Origin of the sequence: Pseudonocardia kunmingensis, from assembly GCF_006716445.1 — a bacterium.
GTDB lineage: Bacteria > Actinomycetota > Actinomycetes > Mycobacteriales > Pseudonocardiaceae > Pseudonocardia > Pseudonocardia kunmingensis.
In genome coordinates, this window is the sequence record NZ_VFPA01000002.1 from 155,956 (window position 1) to 176,443 (window position 20,488).

The following is a 20,488-nucleotide window of genomic DNA, read 5'->3' on the forward strand; positions in this document are numbered from 1 at the left end:
GTCAGCCGTGGCGCACCGCGGCGAACGCGTCGTCGGTGCGGGCGAGGATCTCCTCGATGTCGTCGTCGGTGTGGGCGGCCGAGAGGAACCAGTTGTGCCACGGGTGCAGGTACACCCCGCGCTGCACGGCGGCCTCGGCGAAGGAGGTGGCCAGCCGGAAGTCCTCGTCGCCGTCGAAGGAGAGCATGGGCATCTGCACGGGGCCGGTCTGGCGGATCGCGACGCCGTGCGCGGCGGCCTGGGCCGCGAGACCCTCGCGCAACCGGGCGCCGGTGCGGGCCATGTCCGGCAGCGCCACGCCCTTGCGCAGCTCGGTCAGCGTCGCCAGCCCGGCGGCGAGCGGCACCGCTGCCGTCCAGAACGACCCGGTCACGTAGATCTTTCCGACGGCGTCGCGCAGCGCCTCGACGCCGGTGACGGCGCCCAGCGCCTGCCCGTTGGCGATCGCCTTCGACCAGGCCGACAGGTCGGGCCGGACGCCGAGCGGTTCCCAGCTGCCGCCGAGGTCGAGCCGGAAGCCGCAGCGGACGTCGTCGAGGATCAGCACGGCGCCGGTGCGGTCGGCCAGCGCCCGCAGGCCGCGCGCGAAGGCGGGGTCGACGAGCTCCTGCTCGCGCTTGATGTCGTGGCGCATCGGACAGACGACGATGGCGGCGAGGTCGTCGCCCGCCTCGGCCGCGGCGGCCTCCGCGGAGGCGAGGTCGTTGTACTCGTAGTGCACCAGGTGCGCCTGGTCCTCGGCGGTCACGCCCGAGCCGCGCAGCGAGCACCACGGCACCGCGCCGTGGTAGGCGCCGTGGGCCACCAGCAGCTTCCGCTTCCCGGTGGCGGCGCGCGCGATCGTCACGCTCGTGGTGGTGGCGTCCGAGCCGTTCTTGCAGAACATCGCCCAGTCCGCCGACGGGATCGTGTCCACCAGCAGCTCGGCGAACTCGACGGCCACCGGGCTGGTGCCGTCGAGGCAGTCGCCGCGGTCGAGCTGGTCGAGGACCGCGGCGGTGACGCCGGGGTGGCGGTGCCCGAGGACCACCGGTCCCCAGCCGCACATGAGGTCGAGGTAGGTGCGCCCGTCGGTGTCGGTGACGCGGGAGCCCTGCCCGGACGCCATGAACTGGGGGTGCGCGGCGCTGAACGCCTGCACGGACATGTGGCCGTACATCCCGCCGGGGATCACCTGGCGGGCCCGCTCGCGCAGCGCGAGCTCCCGCTCGCCGAGGACGGTGGGTGCGGTGGTCATGCGTGGGTTCCCTTGCCGGAGTCGAGGAGCTCGCGGGCGACGGCGGCGATACCGGGTCCGTCGAGGCGGTAGTGGGCGTAGAGGCCCGCGGGCGGGCCGACGGGCACGTGCTCGTCGGGCACGCCGTGGCGGCGGAACGGGACGCGGGCGCCCGCCTCGAACAGGCACTCGGCGACCGCGCTGCCCAGCCCGCCGGTCACGTTGCCCTCCTCGACGGTGAGGACGGCGCCGGTGGAGCGCGCGGCGTCGAGCACGGCGTCGCGGTCCAGCGGGGCGATCGTGAACATGTCGACGACCCGGGTGGAGACGCCCGCGCCGGCCAGCTCGTCGGCGGCCTGCAGCGCGGGGTGCACCTCGGATCCGGTGGCGATGATCGTCAGGTCGGTGCCGTCGCGGACGGTCTCGGCGCGCCCGATCGACAGGTCCGGCACCACGTCGTAGACCTGCGGGTCGCGGCCGCGGCCGAGCCGGATGTACATCGCGCCGGGGTGGTCGAGCGACAGGCGCAGCAGCGCCCGCAGGTGGTTGGCGTCGGTGGCGCAGACGACGGTGAGGTCGGCGATGCAGCGCATCATCCCGAGGTCTTCCAGGCTGTGGTGGCTCGTGCCGTAGAAGCCCATGGACATGCCGGAGTGGTGGCCGACGACCCGCACGGGCATCCCCGGGTAGGCGCAGTCGGTGCGGATCTGCTCGGCGCACAGCAGCGCCGCGAACGCGCCGAACGTGGCCGCGAACGGGACGTAGCCCGAGGCCGCCATGCCGGCCGCCATCGTGATCATGTTCTTCTCGGCGATGCCGACGTTGACGAACCGCTCCGGGTGCCGGTTCGCGAAGTCGGTGGCCCGGTTGGAGCGGGCCAGGTCGGCGGTGAGCACGACGATGCGCGGGTCGTGGTCGGCGAGGTGGGCGAGCTCCTCACCGAAGACGAACGCGGGGATCGCGCGCGTGTCGGTGCCGTCGACGGAACGCGCGTCCTTGAGCCCGACGTTCGCGGTGCCGTTGAACAGCTCGGACTGGTCCTGGGTGCTCATGCCCGTCCCTCCAGCTCGGCCAGCACGTCGTCGTAGTCGGTGCCGACGAGGTTGCCGACGTGCCAGTCGGGCGACAGCTCCATGCGCGCCACCCCCTTGCCCTTCACCGTGTCCGCGACGACGAGCTGCGGCGGGCCGTCCGCGGCGGACGGCAGCCCGGCGAACAGCTCCAGCAGTGCGGGGATGTCGTGGCCGTCGACGCGGTGGGTCTCCCAGCCGAACGCGGCGAAGCGCCGGTCGATGGGCTCGGCCGCCATGACGTCGCGGACGAAGCCGTCTATGCCGAGCTGGTTGGCGTCCACGATCGCGACGAGGTTGCCGAGCCGGAAGTGCCCGGCCGCCATCGCGGCCTCCCAGATCTGGCCCTCGGCCAGCTCCCCGTCGCCGAGCATGCAGTACGTGCGGTGCTCCGACGCGGACATCCGCCCGGCCAGCGCCATGCCCGCGGCGATCGACAGGCCGTGCCCGAGCGAGCCGGAGGAGAAGTCGACGCCGGGGATGCGGCGCATGTCCGGGTGGTCGCCGAACGGGCTGCCCAGCCGGGTGTAGGTGTCGAGCTCGGCGGGGTCGAAGAAGTCGAGGTCGGCGAGCACCGGGTAGAGGCCGATCGCGGCGTGGCCCTTGCTGAGCACGAACCGGTCGCGGTCGGGCCAGTCCGGCCGGGCCGGGTCGAGGCGCAGCTGCGCGTAGTAGAGGACGGCGAACAGCTCCGCGCAGGAGAACACGGCGCTGTAGTGGCCGGCCCCGGCGATCCGGGTGAGCCGGACGGTCTCGGTGCGCACGAACCTCGCCCGGTCGGTGAGGTGCGCGACCTGGTCGGTACTGGTGACGGGCACTCCTGCTCCTTACTGCTGCTCGCCGAGCACGGGGCCGGGTTCGTCCCGGAACCGGTCGAGGACGTTGGCGGTGATCCGCGAGACGTCGTTGTCGCCGCTCTTGTGCGTCATGGCCGTCGACCAGGCGATCGAGCCGACGGAGAAGACGGCGCCGCCGCCGGGCCGCGCGAGCAGCACGACGTCCGCGCGGACCTTCGGGTGGACGCCGGGCGGAGGTGCGGCGTAGCCGTGGTCGACCTCCTCGGGCACCAGCGCGATCTTCTCCGAGTGCCCGACCGAGGAGGCCAGCACGACCGCGTCGGCCGGGGTGCCGAGCGTGACGTCCGCACGGTCCAGCTCGTCGCCCGCCGCGCCGCCCAGGCCCGGCCCCTCGGTGCCGAAGACCTCGCCTGCGCCTGCGCTCACGCCCTCGAACACCCACGACACGGACGGGTCCGCGCTCGCGGCGGAGCGGGCGTACCCGTAGCCGGAGTCGAAGCCCTGCGCGGTGAACCCGACGCCGGCCAGCAGGTTCGGCGCGCGCCCCCGCATCCGCCAGAGCCCGCCCGGCTCGCCGGTCGCGGCGAGGTGCTCCTCACCCGGGTCGGACACCCAGGTGGCGACGCCCGCGTGGCCGCGGCGGATCTCCACCGCGTCCGGGTGTCCCGGGTGCCGGGCGGTCACCTGGTAGAAGCCGTTGCCGCCCAGGTACATCAGCCGCCCACCGGCACGGGTGTACGCGAGGTAGGCATCCAGCATCCCGGCCGAGCAGTACTCGGGGTGGCTGCCGGTGAGCACCACGTCGTAGCGGGAGAGCAGGTCGGTGCCCTCGCGTTCGACCTCGTCGTCGGTGACCACGGCGTAGTGCTCGCCGCGCCGGTCGAGCCAGTCGAGCAGCAGCAGGTCCTGCGCGTAGTGGCGGAACCCGCGGGTGGTCGGCGTGAAGTAGTCGGGGCGGATGTTGACGATCGGGCGCAACCGGGTGGAGTGGCAGACGCCGCTGCCGTCGGTGTGCACGTCGTAGAGCGAGCGCCCGAGCTCGGGGTGCGCGACCAGCCAGCGGTCGCGCTCGTCGATCCCGCGCGCCTCCCCGTAGATCACCAGCCGCTCGGCCTCGTACTCGGCGTAGGTGCGCCAGTTGGCGTAGGCGAGGTAGGTCCAGGTGGGCAGCACGACGAGCACGGGGGCGTCGTGGCGGGCCGGGGTGACGACGAACGGGATCCGGTCGACGTCACCGTCCGCGCTGGTCTTGAGCGCGTAGACGCCGCTGGGCAGGTCCGCGGGGACGGTCCAGGTCAGGTCCGGCGCCCAGCCGGCGTCGGCGAGGTCGTCGTCGTGCAGGTGCAGCGCGTCGAACTCGGCCGGGGAGCGGCGGAAGTCGGTCTCCGCGCCCGCCCAGAACGGGCCGGGCACGCCGCGAGTGGGCAGGTGCCGGACCTCGCCCCCGTCCGTGAGACTGCCGCGGTCGGGCACGCGGGCCCCACCGGGGTCGGTGGCGAGGTCGAGCGCACTGGTCGTGGCGGGGAGCAGCAGGCCGATCGGGTCGGCGCCGCCGGCGAGCGCCGCCGTCGTCGCCTCCGGCCACGCCGCCGCGGCGACGACCGGGCGCGCCACCTTGCCGTTGAACGTCCGGCCGAGCCCGCCGGTGGCGGTCCCGTCCGAGCCGATCCGCAGGACGCCGAGCACCGGCGCCGGGGCCGTGCGTGCCGTGACCGCGGCGGCCGGCAGGTCCGGGCGGTGCAGGCGCAGGCGCACCTCGCCCGCGGCGTCGAGGGTCGCGGCCGCGAACGCCCAGCGCCGCTCGGTGGGCGGCGCGGCGAGGGCGGCCAGCACCGCGTGACCCCGGCGCAGGGCGATCCCGGCGGCCGAGACCTCGAGCACGAGGTCCCCGACGGCCAGCAGCGGCCGGGGCTCGTCGCCGGGCAGGGTGGGCAGGAACCACACCGCGAGGCCCAGCTCGTCGAGGGGGCCGACGGGCCCGGCGTCGACGAACGAGCCGGACGTGGTGGCCTGGACCCGGCCCGGCAGCGTGTCCGGAAGCCCCGACGCGACCGGCTCCTCGACGAGCGCGCTGCCGTGCCGCTCCGAGCCGCCGCGCCGCAGCCGCACGATCTCCGGCTCGTAGGCGTCGTGCTCGCAGCTGACGCAGAACGCGATCTCCTCGCCGGCGCGGACGGAGAGCCGGTCGGCGTACCCGACGATCCTCATGCGCCCTCCACCGGCTCGGGGTGCTCGCGGAAGCGGTCGAGGACGTTCGCGGTGATCCGGGAGACGTCGTTGTCGCCGCCCTTGTGGGTCATCGCCGTGGACCAGGCGATCGAACCGACCGCGAAGACGGCGCCGCCGCCGGGTCGGCCGAAGACCACGATGTCGGCCCGCACGCGCGGGTCGGGAGCGACCGGCGCCGCGTAGGAGATCGTCCGGTCGTCGGCGACGAGCACGATGCTGGAGGAGTGCCCCACCGAGGTCGCGAGGACGACGGCGTCGGCCGGGGTGCCGAGCGCGACGTCCGCGCGGTCGATCTCGTCGCCCGCCGCACCGCCCAGGCCCGGGCCCTCGTCGCCGAAGACCTCGCCGACCGCGGCGTCCACCCCGTCGAAGACCCAGTCGACGGCCCGGCTCTGCGCGGTCCGGCGGTAGCCGCTCGCCTTGTCGAAGCCCTGCGCGGTCATGCCGACGCCGAACGCCCGCTGCGGGGCCCGGCCGCGCCAGCGCCACAGCCCGCCGGGCTCGCCCGTCCCCGACAGGTGCTCCTCGCCCGCGGCGGACGCCCACGCCGTGGTGCTGCCCCGCGCGCGGCGGATCTCGATCGCTCCCGAGGGCCCGGCATGGCGGTTGGTGACGTGGTAGAAGCCGTTGCCACCCAGGTACATGAGCCGGCCGCCGTGCGCGGTGAAGGACTCGTACGCGTCGAGCATCCGCGCCGACGAGTACTCGGGGTGGCTGCCGGTGATCACGACGCGGTGCCCGGACAGCGCGTCGGCGCCGCGGTCCTCGATCTCGTCGTCGGTGATCACCGCGTAGTCCTCGCCGCGCGCGTCGAGCCAGTGCAGCAGCGAGAGGTCCTGCGCGAAGTGGCGCAGCCCGCGGGTGGTGGGGGTGTAGTAGTCGGGCCGGATGTTGACGATCGGCCGCGCGCGCGAGGAGTACATGACGCCGCTGCCGTCGGTGTGGACGTCGTAGAGCGACTTCCCGAGCTCGGGGTGACGCGCCAGCCAGCGGTCGCGCGGGTCGACCCCGCGGCGCTCCCCGTAGAGCCCGACGCGCTCCTCCTCGAACTCCGCATAGGTGCGCCAGTTCGCGTAGGCCAGGTAGGTCCAGGTCGGCAGCACCACCAGCACCGGGGCCGGCCGGGCGCCGGCGGGCGGGGTGACGACGAACGGGATGCGGTCGACGTGCTCGCCCGTGCGGACCTTCAGCGCGTAGGCCCCGCTCGGGAGGTCGGCCGGGACCGTGAGCGCGACGTCGGTGTCCCAGCCGGCGTCGTCGAGGTCGTCCTCGTGCAGGTGCAGCGCGTCGTACTCGCCGGGGACCCGGCGGAAGTCGGTCTCGGTGCAGCGCCAGAACGGGCCGGGCACGGCGCTCGCCGGCCGGTTGACGACGGTCCCGCCGGTGGTGAGCGCGCCGTCGTCGGCGACGGTGGCGGCGGCGGGCTCGCGACCCAGCGCGAGCGCGCTCACCCCGGTGGCGCCCAGGACGTCGACGGCGGCTTCACCCGCGGCGAGCCGCGCGGTGGCCTCGGCGGACCAGCCGGCGGCGGACACGATCGGCCGAGCGAGCTTGCCGTTGAAGAACCCGGTGGGCGCGCCGCGCCCCCCGGCCCCGATGCGAAGGAGCCCCCCGCGCCACGCCCCCGCCTCCCGAGGTTCAGGAAAGCCACTTTCCTGCCCTGCAGGTTCATGAATGTGGCTTTCCTGAACCATCGGGGTGGTGCGGCCCGGGCGGTGCAGTTCCATCCGGGCCTCGCCCGTGGGGGAGAGTGTCGCCGCCAGGAAGCTCCACTGGCGCAGGACCGGGGCCACGGCCAGGCGGGACAGTTCCGTCCCGGACGCGTCGCGGAGCACCACGGCGTCGGACGTGACGGCCAGCCGGTACCCGGCGCTGCCGTCGGGTGCCGTCAGCGCGAGGACGGTCTGCTCGCCGTCCAGGAGGGTCGGGAAGATCCACGCCGCCAGCCCGGCGCCGTGCACGGTGACGTCCTCGCGCACCGCGGCCTCGACGTAGGAGCCCGCGCGGGCGACCTGGACCCGGCCGGGGACGCTCGCGGGGAGCTCTGCCGCGACGTCGTCCTCGAGCAGATCGCACTCGTGCACCGGCGACCCGCCGCGGCGCAGCCGCACCAGTGACGGCGTGAACTCCGGTAGCTCACTGCTGACCTTGAACTCGATCCGCCCGCCCGCGGGCACCGACAGCCGGTCGGCGTAGCCGAGCAGCCTCACCGGTTCACCCAGTTCGTCCACCGCTGGGTGGCCTCGTCGAGGTTCGCCGCCCACCACTCGTTGTCGCGGTTCACCTCGGTGCCGGTGACGTTGCTCGTCGCGATGAACGAGTTCAGCAGCGGGTCCTCGGAGGGCTGGGCGTTCGCGTTGGCCGCCCCGTAGGGCTGGCGCTTCATGATCTCTTCCTGGGTCGGCACGTCGATCAGGGCGTTGATCAGCTCGTACGCCTCGTCCATGTTCGGGGCGCCCTTCACGATGCCCAGGGAGTCGGTGTAGTAGAGCGGCTGGTTCCAGACGACCTTCAGGTTCGCGCCGTTCTTCGCCGCCTCGTAGGCGCGCCCGGGCCAGGCCAGCATCATGTCGACCTCGCCGGACTCCAGCGCCTGCGTCTGCTGGGCGCCGGTCTCGTAGAACCGCACCGAGGGACGGATCGTGTCGAGGGTGGCGAAGGCGCGCTCGTAGTCGAGCGGGTAGAGCTGGTCGCCCGGCACGCCGGAGGCGAGCAGCGCCGTCTCCATGCCCGCGTCCTTGGCGTAGTTCATGATCCCGCGAGTGCCGGGGAAGTTCGTGGTGTCGTAGAAGTCCGTCCAGCTCTGCGGCGGCCGGTCCCCGTACTTGTCGGCGTTGTAGACCAGCAGGAACGCGGACTTCAGCACGGGCACGCCGCACTCGGAGGTGAGCTCGGGGTCGAGGCCGTCGGTGTTGATCCGCGACATGTCGAGCTTCTCGAACAGGACGTCGCACTTGGCGACGGTGCGGTAGGGCGAGGCGTAGAAGACGTCCCACGTCGGGGTGCCCGACTCGACCATCGCCGTCAGCTTCGCCTCGTTGTTCGGCGACTCCTCGGCCACCTGGATGCCCTGCTCGGCGAGCTGCTTGTAGGCGGTGTCGGCGAAGATCGAGGCGAGGGCGCCCCCGGTGTTGCTGAAGACGACTGTCCCGCCTGCTCCCGCGTCCCCGCCGACCGTGGCGAAGCACCCGGTGGCGCTGACGGAGACGGCCGCGCAGAGGGCCAGTGCGGACAGGAGCCTGCGGTTGCGCACGGGGACCACCTTCGGTTGACGGGGTGAGACGTCCGGGCCGTTTCACCATCCAGAACGCACTTCGCGATGTGGTACCGGCAGGATGGTCGGGTGGCCGGGGGTCGTCAAGAGGGTGGACGTGAATTAGCTGCTCTCTTGCGTTTCGACTCCGTAACCGGCGCGGTGGAGGGTTGACAACACGGGCTGTGACCCCGACGCTCCCGTTTCAGTTGGTGAAACCCGTACCGGATTGCGTGATCGAAGTGGGGTGTGTCCATGGTGTCGGTCAGCCCGGTCGACGCGGCGCCCGCCGCGACCGTGCCCGCGGCGGCGCGCCGCAGACCGCGGGGCCGTCCGCTGCTGCTGCTCGCGCTGCCGGCGGTCGTCGTGCTCGCGGTCTTCTTCGTGGTGCCGGCGGCCCGGCTGGCCTGGCTGTCGGTGAGCGAGCCCGCCCTCGGGTTCGGCAACTACACGGGCATGGCCTCCGACGGCGTGGTCGTCACCGTCGTGCTGCGCACGCTGGGGATGGCCGCGGTGGTCACGGTGCTGTGCGTGCTGTGCGCGTACCCCTACGCCTACCTGATGACGATCGTCGGGCCCCGGTGGCGGGCGGTGCTCACGGCGCTGGTGCTGCTGCCGTTCTGGACGTCGCTGATGGCGCGCACCTTCGCGTGGGTCGTGCTGCTGCAGGACACCGGCCTCGTCAACGGGCTGCTCGCGGCGGTCGGGCTGGGCCCGGCCCGGCTGCTGGGCACCACCGCCGGGGTCAGCGTCGCGATGGCACAGGTGATGCTGCCGTTCATGGTGCTGCCGGTGTACTCGGCGATGCGGGGCATCGACCGGCGCCTCGTCGATGCCGCCATGGGTCTCGGCGCCACCCCGTTCGCCGCCTTCCTGCGCGTCTACCTCCCGCTGTCGCTGCGCGGCGTCGCCGCAGGCGCGACGCTGGTGATGGTGCTGTCGCTCGGCTTCTACGTCACACCGTCGCTCGTGGGCTCGCCGCAGCAGTCGATGCTCGCCCAGCTCATCTCCGTGCAGGTCAACCAGCTCGTGGACTTCGGCGCGGCCGGTGCGCTCGCCGTGACGCTGCTGGTCGTCACGCTCGTGCTGGTGGCCGGGGTGCAGCGGCTCACCCGCACCGGAGGGGCGCCGGTCGGACTGGTCGGGGGTGGGGGATCGTGAGGTCCGCACGACTGCGCCGCGCGCTGGTCGCGGTGGGGGTCCTGATCGGGGCGTGGTTGCTCGTGCCGACGCTGATCGTCATCCCGATCAGCTTCTCCGGCGAGGACAGCTTCGCGTTCCCGCCCAGCTCGTGGAGCCTGCGCCACTACGCGACGTTCTTCACCGAGCCGAGCTGGCTCAACGCGCTGCTCGTCTCGATCCAGCTCGCCGTGATCGTCACGGTCGTCGCGACGGTGCTCGGGACGGCCGCCGCGTTCGCCCTCTCCCGCACCGCGTTCCGTGGCAAGGGCGCGGTGAACGGGCTGTTCCTGGCGCCGCTCATCGTGCCCGGCATCGTCGTGGCCGTCGCCGTCTACGCCGCGTTCCTGCAGTGGGGCCTGATCGGCACCCCGACGGGGTTCATCCTCGCGCACACGGTGCTCGCGATCCCGTTCGTCACCGTGAACGTGGGCGCGGCGCTGGGCGGGTTCGACCGCACGCTCGAACGCGCGGCGGCCGGCCTCGGTGCCTCGTCGCTGGCCACGTTCCGCAGCGTCACGCTGCCGCTGATCATGCCCGGGGTGCTGTCCGGTGCGGTGTTCGCGTTCGTCACCTCGTTCGACGAGGTGGTGGTGTCGCTGTTCGTGCAGTCGCCGCAGCTGCAGACGCTGCCGGTGCGGATGTTCACGTCCGTGACCAACGAGGTGGACCCGACGATCGCCGCCGCCTCGACGGTGGTCATCACGGTCACCACCGCCCTGCTGGCCCTGGCCACCGCCATGAGGAGGAACCGCCGTCATGCCTGACACCGCTGGTGCCGACGTCGCCGGAGCCCGGATCGAGGTCGAGGGCCTCACGAAGCTGTTCCCGGGCGCGGCCGCGCCTGCGGTCGACGGCATCGACCTGGAGATCCGGCCGGGCGAGTTCATGACCCTGCTGGGCCCCAGCGGGTCGGGCAAGACGACGACGCTGAACATGATCGCCGGATTCGAGTCGATCACGGCGGGCCGGATCGGGCTCGACGGCGGCGACATCGCCCAGCTGCCGGCCTACAAGCGCAACCTGGGCATGGTGTTCCAGAACTACGCGCTGTTCCCGCACATGACGGCGGCCGAGAACGTCGCGTTCCCGCTCAAGCAGCGCAAGGTGGCGAAGGCCGAGATCGGGCGGCGCGTCGCGGAGGCGCTCGAGCTGGTGCACCTGGGCGGGCACGGCGAGCGCCTCCCCTCGCAGCTGTCCGGCGGGCAGCAGCAGCGCGTGGCGCTGGCCAGGGCCGTGGTGTTCGAGCCCCGTGCCTTGCTGCTCGACGAGCCGCTCGGGGCGTTGGACAAGAAGCTGCGCGAGTCGCTGCAGCTGGAGATCTCGCGGCTGCACCGCGAGCTGGGCATCACCTTCGTCTTCGTCACCCACGACCAGGACGAGGCGCTGGCCCTGTCCGACCGGATCGCGGTGTTCCGCGACGGGCGCATCGAGCAGGCGGGCACGCCCGCCGAGCTGTACGAGACCCCGTCGTCGCGGTTCGTCGCAACGTTCCTCGGCGACTCCAACGTGTTCACCGGCCGGGTGCGTGACGGCCTGCTCGACACGGGCTGGTGCAGCCTGCGCGCGCCGGCCGGCCCGGAGGGTGCGGTCGCGCTGGTCGTGCGCCCCGAGCACCTGCGCCTCGCCGTGCGCGGTGGGCCTGCCGCGGAGGGGAACGTCCTGTCCGCCACCGTCACCGACGTCGTCTACCAGGGCGCGTTCCGGCGCGTGCTGGTGCGGTTCGACGGGGGCGGCAGCGGGCAGGTGCGCGACACCGCCGGGGTGAGCCGCTCGGTCACCGTGGGCGAACGGGTGGAGGTGTGCTGGTCCGAGGACGCCGGCGTGCTCGTGCCGGACGGCGCGGAGACGCCGGCCGAGCAGCCGGTGGGTGCCCGATGAGCGAGCTTGCGAGCGAATCACGGGCACAGCGCGACGCGCTGGACGACGCTCGCCGGCAGGTCGCCGAGTGCGGCCGCCGGATGGTCGCGGACGGGCTGGTGCTGGGCACGGCCGGCAACGTGAGCGTGCGGGTGGGGGAGCTGGTGGCGGTCTCGCCGTCCGGCACGCCCTACGACCGCATCGAACCGCAGGACGTGTCGGTGGTCGACCTCGCGGGGCAGCGGGTGGACGGGCCGCACGCCCCCTCGTCGGAGACCCCGATGCACCTCGCGATCTACGCCAGAACCGGCGCGGGTGCGATCGTGCACCACCACGGGCTGCACAGCGCCGCCGTGTCCACCGTGGTCGACGAGCTCCCGGCGCTGCACTACTACGTCCTGCAGCTGGGCGGGCCGGTGCGGGTGGCGAGCTACGCGACGTACGGCACCCCCGAGCTGGCCCGATCCGTACGGGCGGCCCTGGAGGGACGGACCGCGGCGCTCATGCAGAACCACGGCGCGGTCGCGCACGGCGACACGCTCGAGACCGCCTATGACCGGGCCCGGCTGGTGGAGTGGCTGTGCGCGCTGCACGTCATGGCGACCGGGATGGGCAGCCCGCGCGTCCTGAGCGGCGAGGAGCTCGCCGCGGTCGCGCGGCGCCGTACCGGGAACATCACGGAGGTTCCGGCATGAAGGTCGTCTGCCTCGGCGCGCACATCCTCGACGTGCTCGGGCGCCCCGTCCCCGACATCCCGCCCGGGCAGGGACGCCGCGTCCTCGACGAGATCCGGATCACCGCAGCGGGCACCGCCGGTGGCACCGCGGTGGACCTGGCGAAGCTCGGGGGCCGAGGTCGTGAGCATCGGCCCGGTCGGCGACGACACGACCGGCCGCCTGCTGCTCGACCTGCTCGCCGACCACGGCGTCGACGTGCGCCACATGGCCCACCGGCCCGGGCAGGCCACGCCCGCGACCATGCTGCCGATCCGGCCCAACGGCGAGCGGCCCGCGCTCCACGCGCCCGGCGCGATGGCCACGCTGACGGCGGCCGACGTCGACCGGCAGCTCGTCGCCGAGGCCGACGTGCTGCACGTCGGCGGCCCCGACGTCCTGGGCGACTTCACCCGCGACGCCCTGCCGGACCTGCTGCGCTTCGCCGCCGCCCACGGCACGGTCGTGAGCATGGACCTGCTCAGCATCGGCCGGCCCGAGCTCGTCGACGTGCTGGCGCCCGCGTGGGAGCACACCGGCTTCCTGCTCCCCAACGACGACCAGATCCGCGGTGTCACCGGCCGCGACGACCTGGTGGAGGCCGCCGGGGTGGCGCGCGCCTGCGGCGTCGGCACCGTCGTCGTCACGACCGGGGCGCAGGGCTGCCTGGTCGTCACCGAGGACGGGGCCGAGCGCATCCCCGCGTTCGACGTCCCGGTGGTGGACACGACCGGCTGCGGCGACGCCTTCACCGCGGGGTTCCTCGTGGGGTTCGGGGCGGGCCGCTCGCTGCCCGACGCGGCGCGGCTGGGCACCGCCGCCGCCGCACTGGTCGCGCAGGGCCTCGGCTCCGACGCCGGCATCGTCGACCTCCCCTCGACCCTCGCGTTCGGCGCCGAGCGCTCTCCCGGCGTCGCGTAGCGTGATCGAGCGGTGGACGGGGGAGGGCTGATGGCCGAGAGGGCCGCCGGTGCGGGCGAACCCGTCCGGGTGCTGGTGAAGGCGATGGCGGTGCTGGAGCTGCTGGCCGAGGCCCCGGACGAGCTGAGCCTGGGTGACATCGCCGCGCGCCTCGACCTGAACAAGAGCACCTGCCACCGGATCCTCACCACGCTGGCGGCGGGTGACTTCGTCGAGCGGCCCTCGCCGGGCACCTACCGGCTGGGGATCGGCGCCTTTCGGGTCGGCAGCGCGATGGCGCGCCGCCTCAGCGTGCGCGAGCGCGCCCAGCCCGCCATGCGCGAGCTGTACCGCCAGTCCGGCGAGACGGTGTTCCTGCTGGTCCTGCGCGGTGACGAGGCGGTGTGCGTGGAGCGGCTCGACGGGCGCTACGCGTCCACGCACACCCTGCGCGTCGGCGGCACCCTGCCGCTGCACCTGGGTGCCGGGCCGCGGCTGCTGCTGGCCGCCCTGCCCGACGAGCAGGTGGAGGGCTACCTCGCGGGCCCCCTGCAGCGGCGGACCTCCCCGACCCAGGCCACCGCCGACCAGCTGCGTGAGGAGGTCCGGCGCATCCGCGCCGACGGCTACGCCACCAGCCGGGACGACGTCGAGCTGGGCGTGAAGGCGCTGAGCGTGCCGGTGCGCGACCACACCGGGGAAACCGTGGCGGCGCTGAGCCTGAGCGGCCTCACCGCTCACCTCCCCGACTCCGAGCAGGAGCACCAGCTCGCGCTGCTGCGCGCCGCGGCGGCCGAGGCGTCGCGGGCGTTGGGGCTGCGCGCATAGACCTCGCGGGACACGGCCGAGATCATTCCCATCCGCACACCACGGTGCCGCGGACGACGGTGGGGTGCGGCTCGCGACGATCATCGCGCCGGGACGGCAGTGAGTCGCACACCACGGCTGTCCGGAGCGCGCTCTCGTGCGGATCAGATCGATCACGGCCCCTCGCGCGACAACCCGCTGCCGGGGTCACCGGACCGTCATCCCCCGTGCAGGCCCGGTTGAGGGGCGCGCCACCCCTGCGCCCTTGACTCAGCGGCGATGACCCGGCCACCCCCCGAAACGGAGCCGCCATGACCCAGGGACCGACCGCCCCCGTCCCCACGCGCGAGCGGCTGCGCGCCGACCTGTGCGCCGTCGCCGACCTGCCCTACGACGGTGAGGCCGTCGACCAGCTCGCGCACGCCCTGCAGTGCGGCACGCTCGCCGTGCGGGCGGGGGCGCGGCCCGCGGTCGTCGCGGCGGCCCTGCTGCACGACATCGGCCGCTCGCCCGGCGTGTCGGCGCAGCTGCCGGACGCCCCGCACGAGCGCGCCGGGGCGGCGTACTGCACGCGGCTGCTCGGCCACGAGGTCGGCTGGCTCGTCGGGGCGCACGTGCTGGCCAAGCGGGCGCTCGTGACGCTCGACCCCGGCTACGCGGCGCTGCTGTCGCCGGTGTCGGTCCGCTCGCTGGAGCAGCAGGGCGGGCCGGCCGCGTCGGCCGAGCTGGACCGCTTCCTGCGCCACCCGCTCGCGCGCGAGGCGATGGACGTCCGGCGCTGGGACGACGAGGCGAAGGTCCCCGGCGCGCCCACCATGGCACTGGACGAGCTGCTCGACGTGGCGATCGCCGCCTGAGCACCACGGGCCCGTGGATCTCCACGGCGGAGGGGGGAAGACTGGGAGCGACCAGTGGAGACGTGATCGAGAGGGGATCCTCGTGCGCTACGACGCCGTGCTCGCCGAGACCGTGGGCATCCGGGGTGCGAACGACGACGAGATCGAGGCCTACACGGCGCGCCCGATGGACGGCGGCGGTCGGGGCGGCGTGGTGGTGATCCACCACATGCCCGGGTTCGACCGGGAGAGCAAGGAGGTGGTGCGCCGTTTCGCCACGTCGGGCTACAACGCGATCTGCGTGAACCTCTACAGCCGGGAGGCGCCCGGCGCCGACCCGGACGACGCGGCGGCCGCGGCGCGGGCGAGCGGCGGGGTGCCGGACGCGCGGTTCGTCGGGGACGCGGCGGGCGCGGCGCGGTGGCTGCGGGCACTGCCGACGTCGAACGGGAAGGTCGGCACCATCGGCTTCTGCTCCGGCGGGCGCCAGGCCTTCCTCTCGGCGCTCGAGCTGGATGTCCAGGCCGCGGTGGACTGCTACGGCGCGTTCGTCGTCGGCACCCCGCCGGAGGGCTTCCCGCTGCAGGTGCAGCCGCTCGCCGACCGCACGGCCGAGCTGCGCGCACCGCTGCTGGGCCTGTTCGGCAACGAGGACTCCTACCCCTCGCCCGACCAGGTCGACGAGCTGGAGAAGCTGCTGCAGACCCACGGCAAGACCTACGAGTTCCACCGCTACGACGACGCGGGCCACGCGTTCTTCTCCGTGGACCGGCCCTCCTACCGGGTGGCCGCCGCGGTCGACGGGTGGCAGCGGGTCGAGGCGTTCTTCGCCACGCACCTCGGCGGGGAGGCCTGATCCCGGTGTGCACCTACAGCACCGAGAAGATCGCCGTCACGGCCAGCAGCGGCAAGGGCCCGCAGGGCTGGTTCCCGCTGCGCACGGCCACCGTCTACTACGACCACCCGGTCCACGCCCCCGACGAGCACACCGTGAACATCGACTTCCTGAACCCGGACCGGGGGCCGTCGGCCCGGGTGGCGGTGGAGCTGAGCCTCGAGTCGGCCCGGGAGCTGCTGGCGGCGCTGCAGGTCACGGTGGAGCGGGCGCAGCACCACCCGTAACGCGCATCGTCACGCCGACGAGCAAGGCGGGCATGGAGCGCACCGCCGTCAACCCGTGGGCCTGGTCGCTGGACTTCGGCTACAACCAGGCCGAGATCGTCGAGGGCACGCGCAGGCAGCTGATCTGCGCAGGCCAGACGTCCGTCGACGCCGACGGCCGTCCCCAGCACCCGGGGGACATGCGGGCGCAGGTCGGCCGGGCGCTGGACAACCTCGAGGCCGTGCTCGCGGGCGCGGACATGACGCTCGCGAACGTGGTGCGGCTGAGCATCTACACCACCGACGTCGACGAGCTCCTCAGGTGCGTCGACGTCTTCGGGGAGCGGCTCGGCCCGGCCGGGGTCCGGCCGCCGAGCACCCTGCTGGGCGTGGCCCGGCTCGCCTTCCCCGAGCTGATGGTCGAGCTGGAGGCCACGGCGGCCGACTGACCGCGGCGGCACCACCGGCAGGTCACGGCGCCTGCGTCGCCCCGGAGACGGTCAGCTCGACGTCGCCGTCACGGGTCGCACCGGGTGGGAGCTCGACACCGCGGCCCCGGGCGCGCCCGTCGGTCGTCCCGGTGCCGGGGATGGTGCTGGCCGGCTCGACCGCGCACGCGTGCCCGCGCCCGAACCAGGGGAAGCCCGTGCCGGCGTGCAGCTCCTGCCAGAGCCAGGCGTGCGGCCACGTCCGTGCCGGCCAGGTCACCCGCACCGCCAGGTCCAGGTCCGGGTTGGTGATCGTGTACCAGGCGCGGTCCCGGAACCCGGTGAGGCAGGCGAAGACCGCGCGCGGCTCGTCGCAGCCGGGCAGCGTGGCCACCGGCTCGACCGGCCAGTCGTACGCGGCGTCCGCCTCGAGGAGCGTGCCGGGGATGGTCGGGTCGGCCAGCAGCCGGGTCGCGCCCGCGGCCAGGCGGGCGCCGCGGTCGATCAGCGGGTGGCCGAACGCCGGGTGCTGCACCCAGTGCACCTCCAGCGCGACGGGCGCGAGGTTGGTGAGGCGCTCGGCGACGCGCAGCACGGGCCCGGTCACCGTGATCTCGCGCTGCAGCCGCAGCGGCGCCGTGGTCAGCTCGGTCTCGCACGCGATCGCGGACGGGCCCGCTGCCGTGACGCGCCACGGGACGAGCGCCGCCTCGCCGTGGAACCCCCACACCGTCCCGTGGGCCTGCCGCTCGTCGCCCGCGTTCGGGCACAGCACCTGCCAGCCGCCGCGGTAGCGCGTGTGCCAGTCGACGTGGGAGTTCCCCGTCGCGGGCGGCGGCGCGGCCGTCGCGGGGGAGCCCGACCACGGCGAGGAGAAAAGCACGTTCTCCCCGATCCGGGTCGGCACGACGGACACGATGTCCGCGCCGCGATCCGGATCGACCAGCACCTCCAGCTCCGGTGAGCTCAGCCGATGCCCGTCGCCACTCATGCGGCCCCTCCTCGCCGCGCGAGCTCGGCCTCGACGTCGCGCAGGTACTCCCGGTACAGCACGTCGCCCGTGGCGATCTCGGCCGCGTCCGGGTGCTGGACGCCGGACCGGCCGCCCATGCGGCGCGAGCAGGTGCCGAGGGGGTCGCCGGTCACGGCGGCCGCCGCGAGGACGGCCGCGCCCAGCGCCGCCGTCTCCGCCTCGCGGTGCGCCACCAGCGGCCTGCCCAGCGTCTCGCGCTGCACCCGCGTCCACTCCGGCTGCGAGGCGCTGCGCCCGCCCAGGTGGACCGGGCCGGGAGGCACTCCGGTCGCCTCCGCCGCGGTGGCCAGCACGTGCCGCGTGCTCAGCACGATCCCGCGCATCACCGCCCGGCCGACCTCGGCGGGCCCGGCGGCGCTGCCGAGGTCCTGCAGGACGCCGCGGACGTCGGGGCGCCAGAGGGGCGCGCGCTCGCCGTCGAGGTAGGGCAGGAACCGGGGGACGGCGGCGGGGTCGGCGGTCATGGCGAGCGCCACGAGCGCGTCGGGCTCGCGTCCCAGCAGGGCGGCCGCCCAGGCCAGCGCCGCCCCGCCTGCCTGGGTGGGCCCGTAGCAGATCGGCAGTGGCGCGCAGGTCGCCGGCACGGTGAGCAGCGGCGTCGGCCCGGCCGGCTCCGCGCCGGTGAGCCCGGCGATCTGCGAGGTCCCGGTGAGCAGGAACGCCGAGGGCTCCTCGAACGCCCCGATCCCGGCCATCCCGGCGAGCGCGTCGCTCCAGCCGACCGCGACGGGCACGCCCGCGGGCAGCCCGGACGCGGCGGCGCCGGTGCCGTCCACGCGGCCCAACAGCGACCAGGGGTCGCGCCGCGGCGGCAGCAGCGCCGGGCCGGTCCCCGCCGCCGCGAGCACCGGCAGGACCGGTTCCGCGCCGGCGTCCACGCGGCACAGGCCCTTCGACGACCACGGGTCGGTGGCGGCCACCCCGGTCAGCACGTGGCCGACGTGGTCCTTGGGCTGCAGCAGCCAGCGCGCCGCCGTGAGCGCCGCCGGCGCGTGCCGGGCGGCCCACAGCAGCTTGGCCGGCAGGTAGGACGGCCCCCACGGCAGGTCGGTGCCCACCGCGGCGCGGGCGTCGCCGACGTCGCGCTGGAGGTCCCGCGCCTCGTCGCCCGCGCGCACGTCCTGCCAGGTCAGGCACGGCAGCACCGCGCGCCGGTCGGCGCCGGCGAGCACCAGGCTCGGGGTGTGCCCGACGACCGCGACGCCGTCCGGGTCGCCCGCGTCCGCGCACTGGGCGACCACCGCCGCCAGGCCCCGCACCCAGTCGTCGGGGTCCTGCTCGACGTGGTCGCCCGCCCGCCGCGTCGGGTGCTCGGCGTGGCCGCGTGCGAGCACGGCACCGTCGTCGCCGACCGCGAGCGCCTTGACCGACGACGTGCCGACGTCGACGCCGAGCCAGACGCTCACGACCTGACCAGCTCGACGGCGCGGGCGGCCCGCCTGCGCACCTCATCCGCGCCGTGCTCGCCGCTCGTCCCGAGCTCGCGACCCACGGCCACCGCGCGCGCCCCGGCGGTGCGCCACGTCGCCAGCACGTCGGGGTCGAGCCGGATCCCGCCGCTGATCACGTACCCGGCGCCGGGCACCAGCGGCGCGAGCTCGCCGAGGTAGCCCGGGGTGATCATGCCGGCCGGGAACAGCTTGATCAGCCCGGCGCCCTCGGCGTGCGCGGCGTGCACCTCCGACGGGGTCAGCGCGCCGGGGACCGACAGCAGCTCGCGCTCCCGCGCCGCGGCGACGAAGCCGGGTGCGCAGCGGAACGACACCACGAACCGCGCTCCGGCGTCGGCGGCGCGGTGCACGTCGTCGGGGTCGGTGATGGTGCCGACCCCGACCGTGACGCCGTCCTCGGCGAGCCGGCGCACGGCGGTGAACACGTCGGGCGTGCTCATCGTCAGCTCGACCGCGCCGAGCCCGCCGTCGCGCAGGGCGGTGGCGGTGGCGACCGCGTCCTCGATGTCGGGGCAGCGCAGCACCGGCACCACGAACTGGGCGGCGAGCGCGTCGGCGGCGTTCATGGGGTCCTCCCGGGGGTGACGGCGGCGATCAGGGCCTGGATGTAGCCGATGGCGTGGGCGCGCCCGCGGTAGCCGTAGCCGTCGTCGTCGACGAGGCCCGGCGTGTGGTCGTCGAGGATGAAGCCGTCGAAGCCCACGTCGTGCAGCGCCCGCACCACCTCGAGCGGCGAGTAGTTGCCCTCGCCGAGGAAGCACTCGGTGAAGCGGGGCATCGTGCCGGCCACGTCGCGCAGGTGCACGTAGAGGATCTTGCCGCGGGCGCCGAGGCGTGCGACGGCGTCGAGGACGGCCGCCTGCCCGCCCATCTCCGAGACGGTGCCCAGGCACAGCTCGACCCCCAGCGCCGGGCTGTCGACGACGGTGGCGGCGCGCTCGAGGGCGTCGACGCTGGTGAGGATCCGGGCAACGCCGTGCAGCTCGTCGGCCGGCGGGTCGTCGGGGTGGAACCCGATGCGGACGCCCGCGTCCTCGGCCGCCGGGACGATCGCGCGCACGAAGTACTCGTAGTTGGCCCACAGCCGGTCGTGGTCGATGCGCGCGTCGCCGCCCAGGTGCGCGCCGCGCACCCAGGAGTCCTTCGCGTCGGCGATGCGCCGGTCGCGCCGCGCCACCCAGATCTCGTCGCGGCGGGCGGGGTCGGCGGCGACGGCGTGGTCGTAGGCCGAGACGGTGGCGCCGCCGCGCCCGGTCGCATCGAGGCCGGTGCGCCAGACCGACTGGAGCATGAAGTTCAGCCCGAGGACCGGCACGCCCGCCCGGCCGAGGTGGGTGATCGTCGCGCGGACGTGCGCGATCTGCTCGTCGCGTCCGGGCAGGCCGAGCAGCGCCTTGTCGTAGAAGTGGTTGGGCAGGTTCTCGATCGCCTCGACCCGCAGGCCGAACCCCGCCACCCGGTCCACGAGCGCCTGGACGTCGGCCTGCTCCCAGCGGTGCTCCCCGGGCAGGTCCGGCGTGTTGAACTGGACCCCCTCCACACCCAGCTGGGCGGCGAAGGTCAGGTACTCGTCGGTGGCGACCGGCGACTGGCCGACCGCGACGCGCAGCACCAC

20 protein-coding genes are annotated in these 20,488 nt (G+C 74.5%); 10 read left to right on the top strand and 10 right to left on the bottom strand.

Translation table 11 applies throughout. From position 1 onward, the window contains the following. Position 1 precedes the first annotated feature (1 nt). Genes FB558_RS16540 through FB558_RS16565 form a run of 6 tightly spaced genes read right to left on the bottom strand, consistent with a single transcriptional unit; the run spans position 2 to position 8,565 of the window. Positions 2 to 1,237, bottom strand: coding sequence for an aminotransferase class III-fold pyridoxal phosphate-dependent enzyme (locus tag FB558_RS16540; protein WP_142054503.1), 1,236 nt, complete (start codon positions 1,235 to 1,237; stop codon positions 2 to 4). Then, a complete protein-coding gene (locus FB558_RS16545) occupies positions 1,234 to 2,268 on the bottom strand; it encodes a transketolase family protein (RefSeq protein WP_142054505.1) in 1,035 nt (344 codons plus the stop codon). Before FB558_RS16545 ends, FB558_RS16540 begins: the two co-directional genes overlap by 4 nt. Next, a complete protein-coding gene (locus FB558_RS16550) occupies positions 2,265 to 3,104 on the bottom strand; it encodes a transketolase (RefSeq protein ID WP_142054507.1) in 840 nt (279 codons plus the stop codon). Before FB558_RS16550 ends, FB558_RS16545 begins: the two co-directional genes overlap by 4 nt. A gap of 9 nt (positions 3,105 to 3,113) precedes the next feature. After that, the gene (locus FB558_RS16555; RefSeq protein ID WP_142054509.1) at positions 3,114 to 5,291 is read right to left on the bottom strand and encodes a N,N-dimethylformamidase beta subunit family domain-containing protein; all 2,178 of its coding nucleotides are present in this window, start codon (positions 5,289 to 5,291) and stop codon (positions 3,114 to 3,116) included. Next, positions 5,288 to 7,522: a N,N-dimethylformamidase beta subunit family domain-containing protein gene (locus FB558_RS16560; RefSeq protein WP_142054511.1), complete on the bottom strand. Its 2,235-nt coding sequence runs from the start codon at positions 7,520 to 7,522 to the stop codon at positions 5,288 to 5,290. Before FB558_RS16560 ends, FB558_RS16555 begins: the two co-directional genes overlap by 4 nt. Next, positions 7,519 to 8,565, bottom strand: a complete 1,047-nt coding sequence (locus tag FB558_RS16565) for an extracellular solute-binding protein (RefSeq protein WP_142054513.1) — start codon at positions 8,563 to 8,565, stop codon at positions 7,519 to 7,521. The genes FB558_RS16560 and FB558_RS16565 overlap by 4 nt, the downstream gene beginning before the upstream one ends. A gap of 255 nt (positions 8,566 to 8,820) precedes the next feature. Here FB558_RS16565 and FB558_RS16570 point away from each other — a divergent pair, with 255 nt between their 5' ends. The 10 genes from FB558_RS16570 (at position 8,821) to FB558_RS16615 (ending at position 16,410) form a co-directional block, all read left to right on the top strand. Then, a complete protein-coding gene (locus FB558_RS16570; protein ID WP_142054515.1) occupies positions 8,821 to 9,726 on the top strand; it encodes an ABC transporter permease in 906 nt (301 codons plus the stop codon). Beyond that, positions 9,723 to 10,511 (top strand): ABC transporter permease, encoded by a 789-nt coding sequence (locus FB558_RS16575; protein ID WP_246106558.1) that lies wholly within the window; start codon positions 9,723 to 9,725, stop codon positions 10,509 to 10,511. Before FB558_RS16570 ends, FB558_RS16575 begins: the two co-directional genes overlap by 4 nt. Further along, a complete protein-coding gene (locus tag FB558_RS16580) occupies positions 10,504 to 11,625 on the top strand; it encodes an ABC transporter ATP-binding protein (RefSeq protein WP_142054517.1) in 1,122 nt (373 codons plus the stop codon). Before FB558_RS16575 ends, FB558_RS16580 begins: the two co-directional genes overlap by 8 nt. Continuing rightward, complete coding sequence (locus tag FB558_RS16585; RefSeq protein WP_142054519.1) at positions 11,622 to 12,299, top strand: class II aldolase/adducin family protein; 678 nt, start codon at positions 11,622 to 11,624, stop codon at positions 12,297 to 12,299. Before FB558_RS16580 ends, FB558_RS16585 begins: the two co-directional genes overlap by 4 nt. Before the next feature lie 162 nt (positions 12,300 to 12,461). Continuing rightward, positions 12,462 to 13,238 carry a carbohydrate kinase family protein gene (locus FB558_RS16590; RefSeq protein WP_246106559.1) on the top strand — a complete coding sequence of 259 codons (777 nt, stop codon included), beginning with the start codon at positions 12,462 to 12,464 and terminating at the stop codon, positions 13,236 to 13,238. Between the two features lie 30 nt (positions 13,239 to 13,268). Continuing rightward, positions 13,269 to 14,045: an IclR family transcriptional regulator gene (locus tag FB558_RS16595; RefSeq protein ID WP_142054521.1), complete on the top strand. Its 777-nt coding sequence runs from the start codon at positions 13,269 to 13,271 to the stop codon at positions 14,043 to 14,045. 290 nt (positions 14,046 to 14,335) lie between these two features. Continuing rightward, on the top strand, positions 14,336 to 14,881 hold the full coding sequence (locus FB558_RS16600) for an HD domain-containing protein (protein WP_142054523.1): 546 nt from the start codon (positions 14,336 to 14,338) through the stop codon (positions 14,879 to 14,881). Between the two features lie 82 nt (positions 14,882 to 14,963). Further along, complete coding sequence (locus tag FB558_RS16605; RefSeq protein ID WP_142054525.1) at positions 14,964 to 15,716, top strand: dienelactone hydrolase family protein; 753 nt, start codon at positions 14,964 to 14,966, stop codon at positions 15,714 to 15,716. Positions 15,717 to 15,721: 5 nt separating this feature from the next. Next, positions 15,722 to 15,982, top strand: coding sequence for a DUF6295 family protein (locus tag FB558_RS16610; RefSeq protein ID WP_142054527.1), 261 nt, complete (start codon positions 15,722 to 15,724; stop codon positions 15,980 to 15,982). A gap of 32 nt (positions 15,983 to 16,014) precedes the next feature. Further along, positions 16,015 to 16,410 (top strand): RidA family protein, encoded by a 396-nt coding sequence (locus tag FB558_RS16615; RefSeq protein ID WP_142054529.1) that lies wholly within the window; start codon positions 16,015 to 16,017, stop codon positions 16,408 to 16,410. A gap of 22 nt (positions 16,411 to 16,432) precedes the next feature. Here FB558_RS16615 and FB558_RS16620 read toward each other — a convergent pair whose 3' ends face one another. The 4 genes from FB558_RS16620 to FB558_RS16635 are packed head-to-tail and all read right to left on the bottom strand — an operon-like array spanning position 16,433 to position 20,488. Beyond that, positions 16,433 to 17,380, bottom strand: coding sequence for an aldose 1-epimerase (locus FB558_RS16620; protein WP_142054531.1), 948 nt, complete (start codon positions 17,378 to 17,380; stop codon positions 16,433 to 16,435). Next, positions 17,377 to 18,828: a xylulokinase gene (locus FB558_RS16625; protein ID WP_142054532.1), complete on the bottom strand. Its 1,452-nt coding sequence runs from the start codon at positions 18,826 to 18,828 to the stop codon at positions 17,377 to 17,379. Before FB558_RS16625 ends, FB558_RS16620 begins: the two co-directional genes overlap by 4 nt. Then, positions 18,825 to 19,439, bottom strand: a complete 615-nt coding sequence (locus tag FB558_RS16630; protein WP_142054534.1) for a bifunctional 4-hydroxy-2-oxoglutarate aldolase/2-dehydro-3-deoxy-phosphogluconate aldolase — start codon at positions 19,437 to 19,439, stop codon at positions 18,825 to 18,827. Before FB558_RS16630 ends, FB558_RS16625 begins: the two co-directional genes overlap by 4 nt. Beyond that, positions 19,436 to 20,488: a mannonate dehydratase gene (locus FB558_RS16635; protein WP_142054536.1), complete on the bottom strand. Its 1,053-nt coding sequence runs from the start codon at positions 20,486 to 20,488 to the stop codon at positions 19,436 to 19,438. Before FB558_RS16635 ends, FB558_RS16630 begins: the two co-directional genes overlap by 4 nt.

Coding starts and splice junctions, on each gene's coding strand:
- FB558_RS16580 (WP_142054517.1), top strand. CDS start 10,504: ATGCCTGACACCGCTGGTGCCGACGTCGCCGGAGCCCGGATCGAGGTC.
- FB558_RS16615 (WP_142054529.1), top strand. CDS start 16,015: ATGGAGCGCACCGCCGTCAACCCGTGGGCCTGGTCGCTGGACTTCGGC.
- FB558_RS16595 (WP_142054521.1), top strand. CDS start 13,269: ATGGCCGAGAGGGCCGCCGGTGCGGGCGAACCCGTCCGGGTGCTGGTG.
- FB558_RS16620 (WP_142054531.1), bottom strand. CDS start 17,380: ATGAGTGGCGACGGGCATCGGCTGAGCTCACCGGAGCTGGAGGTGCTG.
- FB558_RS16570 (WP_142054515.1), top strand. CDS start 8,821: ATGGTGTCGGTCAGCCCGGTCGACGCGGCGCCCGCCGCGACCGTGCCC.
- FB558_RS16585 (WP_142054519.1), top strand. CDS start 11,622: ATGAGCGAGCTTGCGAGCGAATCACGGGCACAGCGCGACGCGCTGGAC.
- FB558_RS16600 (WP_142054523.1), top strand. CDS start 14,336: ATGACCCAGGGACCGACCGCCCCCGTCCCCACGCGCGAGCGGCTGCGC.
- FB558_RS16540 (WP_142054503.1), bottom strand. CDS start 1,237: ATGACCACCGCACCCACCGTCCTCGGCGAGCGGGAGCTCGCGCTGCGC.
- FB558_RS16630 (WP_142054534.1), bottom strand. CDS start 19,439: ATGAACGCCGCCGACGCGCTCGCCGCCCAGTTCGTGGTGCCGGTGCTG.
- FB558_RS16545 (WP_142054505.1), bottom strand. CDS start 2,268: ATGAGCACCCAGGACCAGTCCGAGCTGTTCAACGGCACCGCGAACGTC.
- FB558_RS16555 (WP_142054509.1), bottom strand. CDS start 5,291: ATGAGGATCGTCGGGTACGCCGACCGGCTCTCCGTCCGCGCCGGCGAG.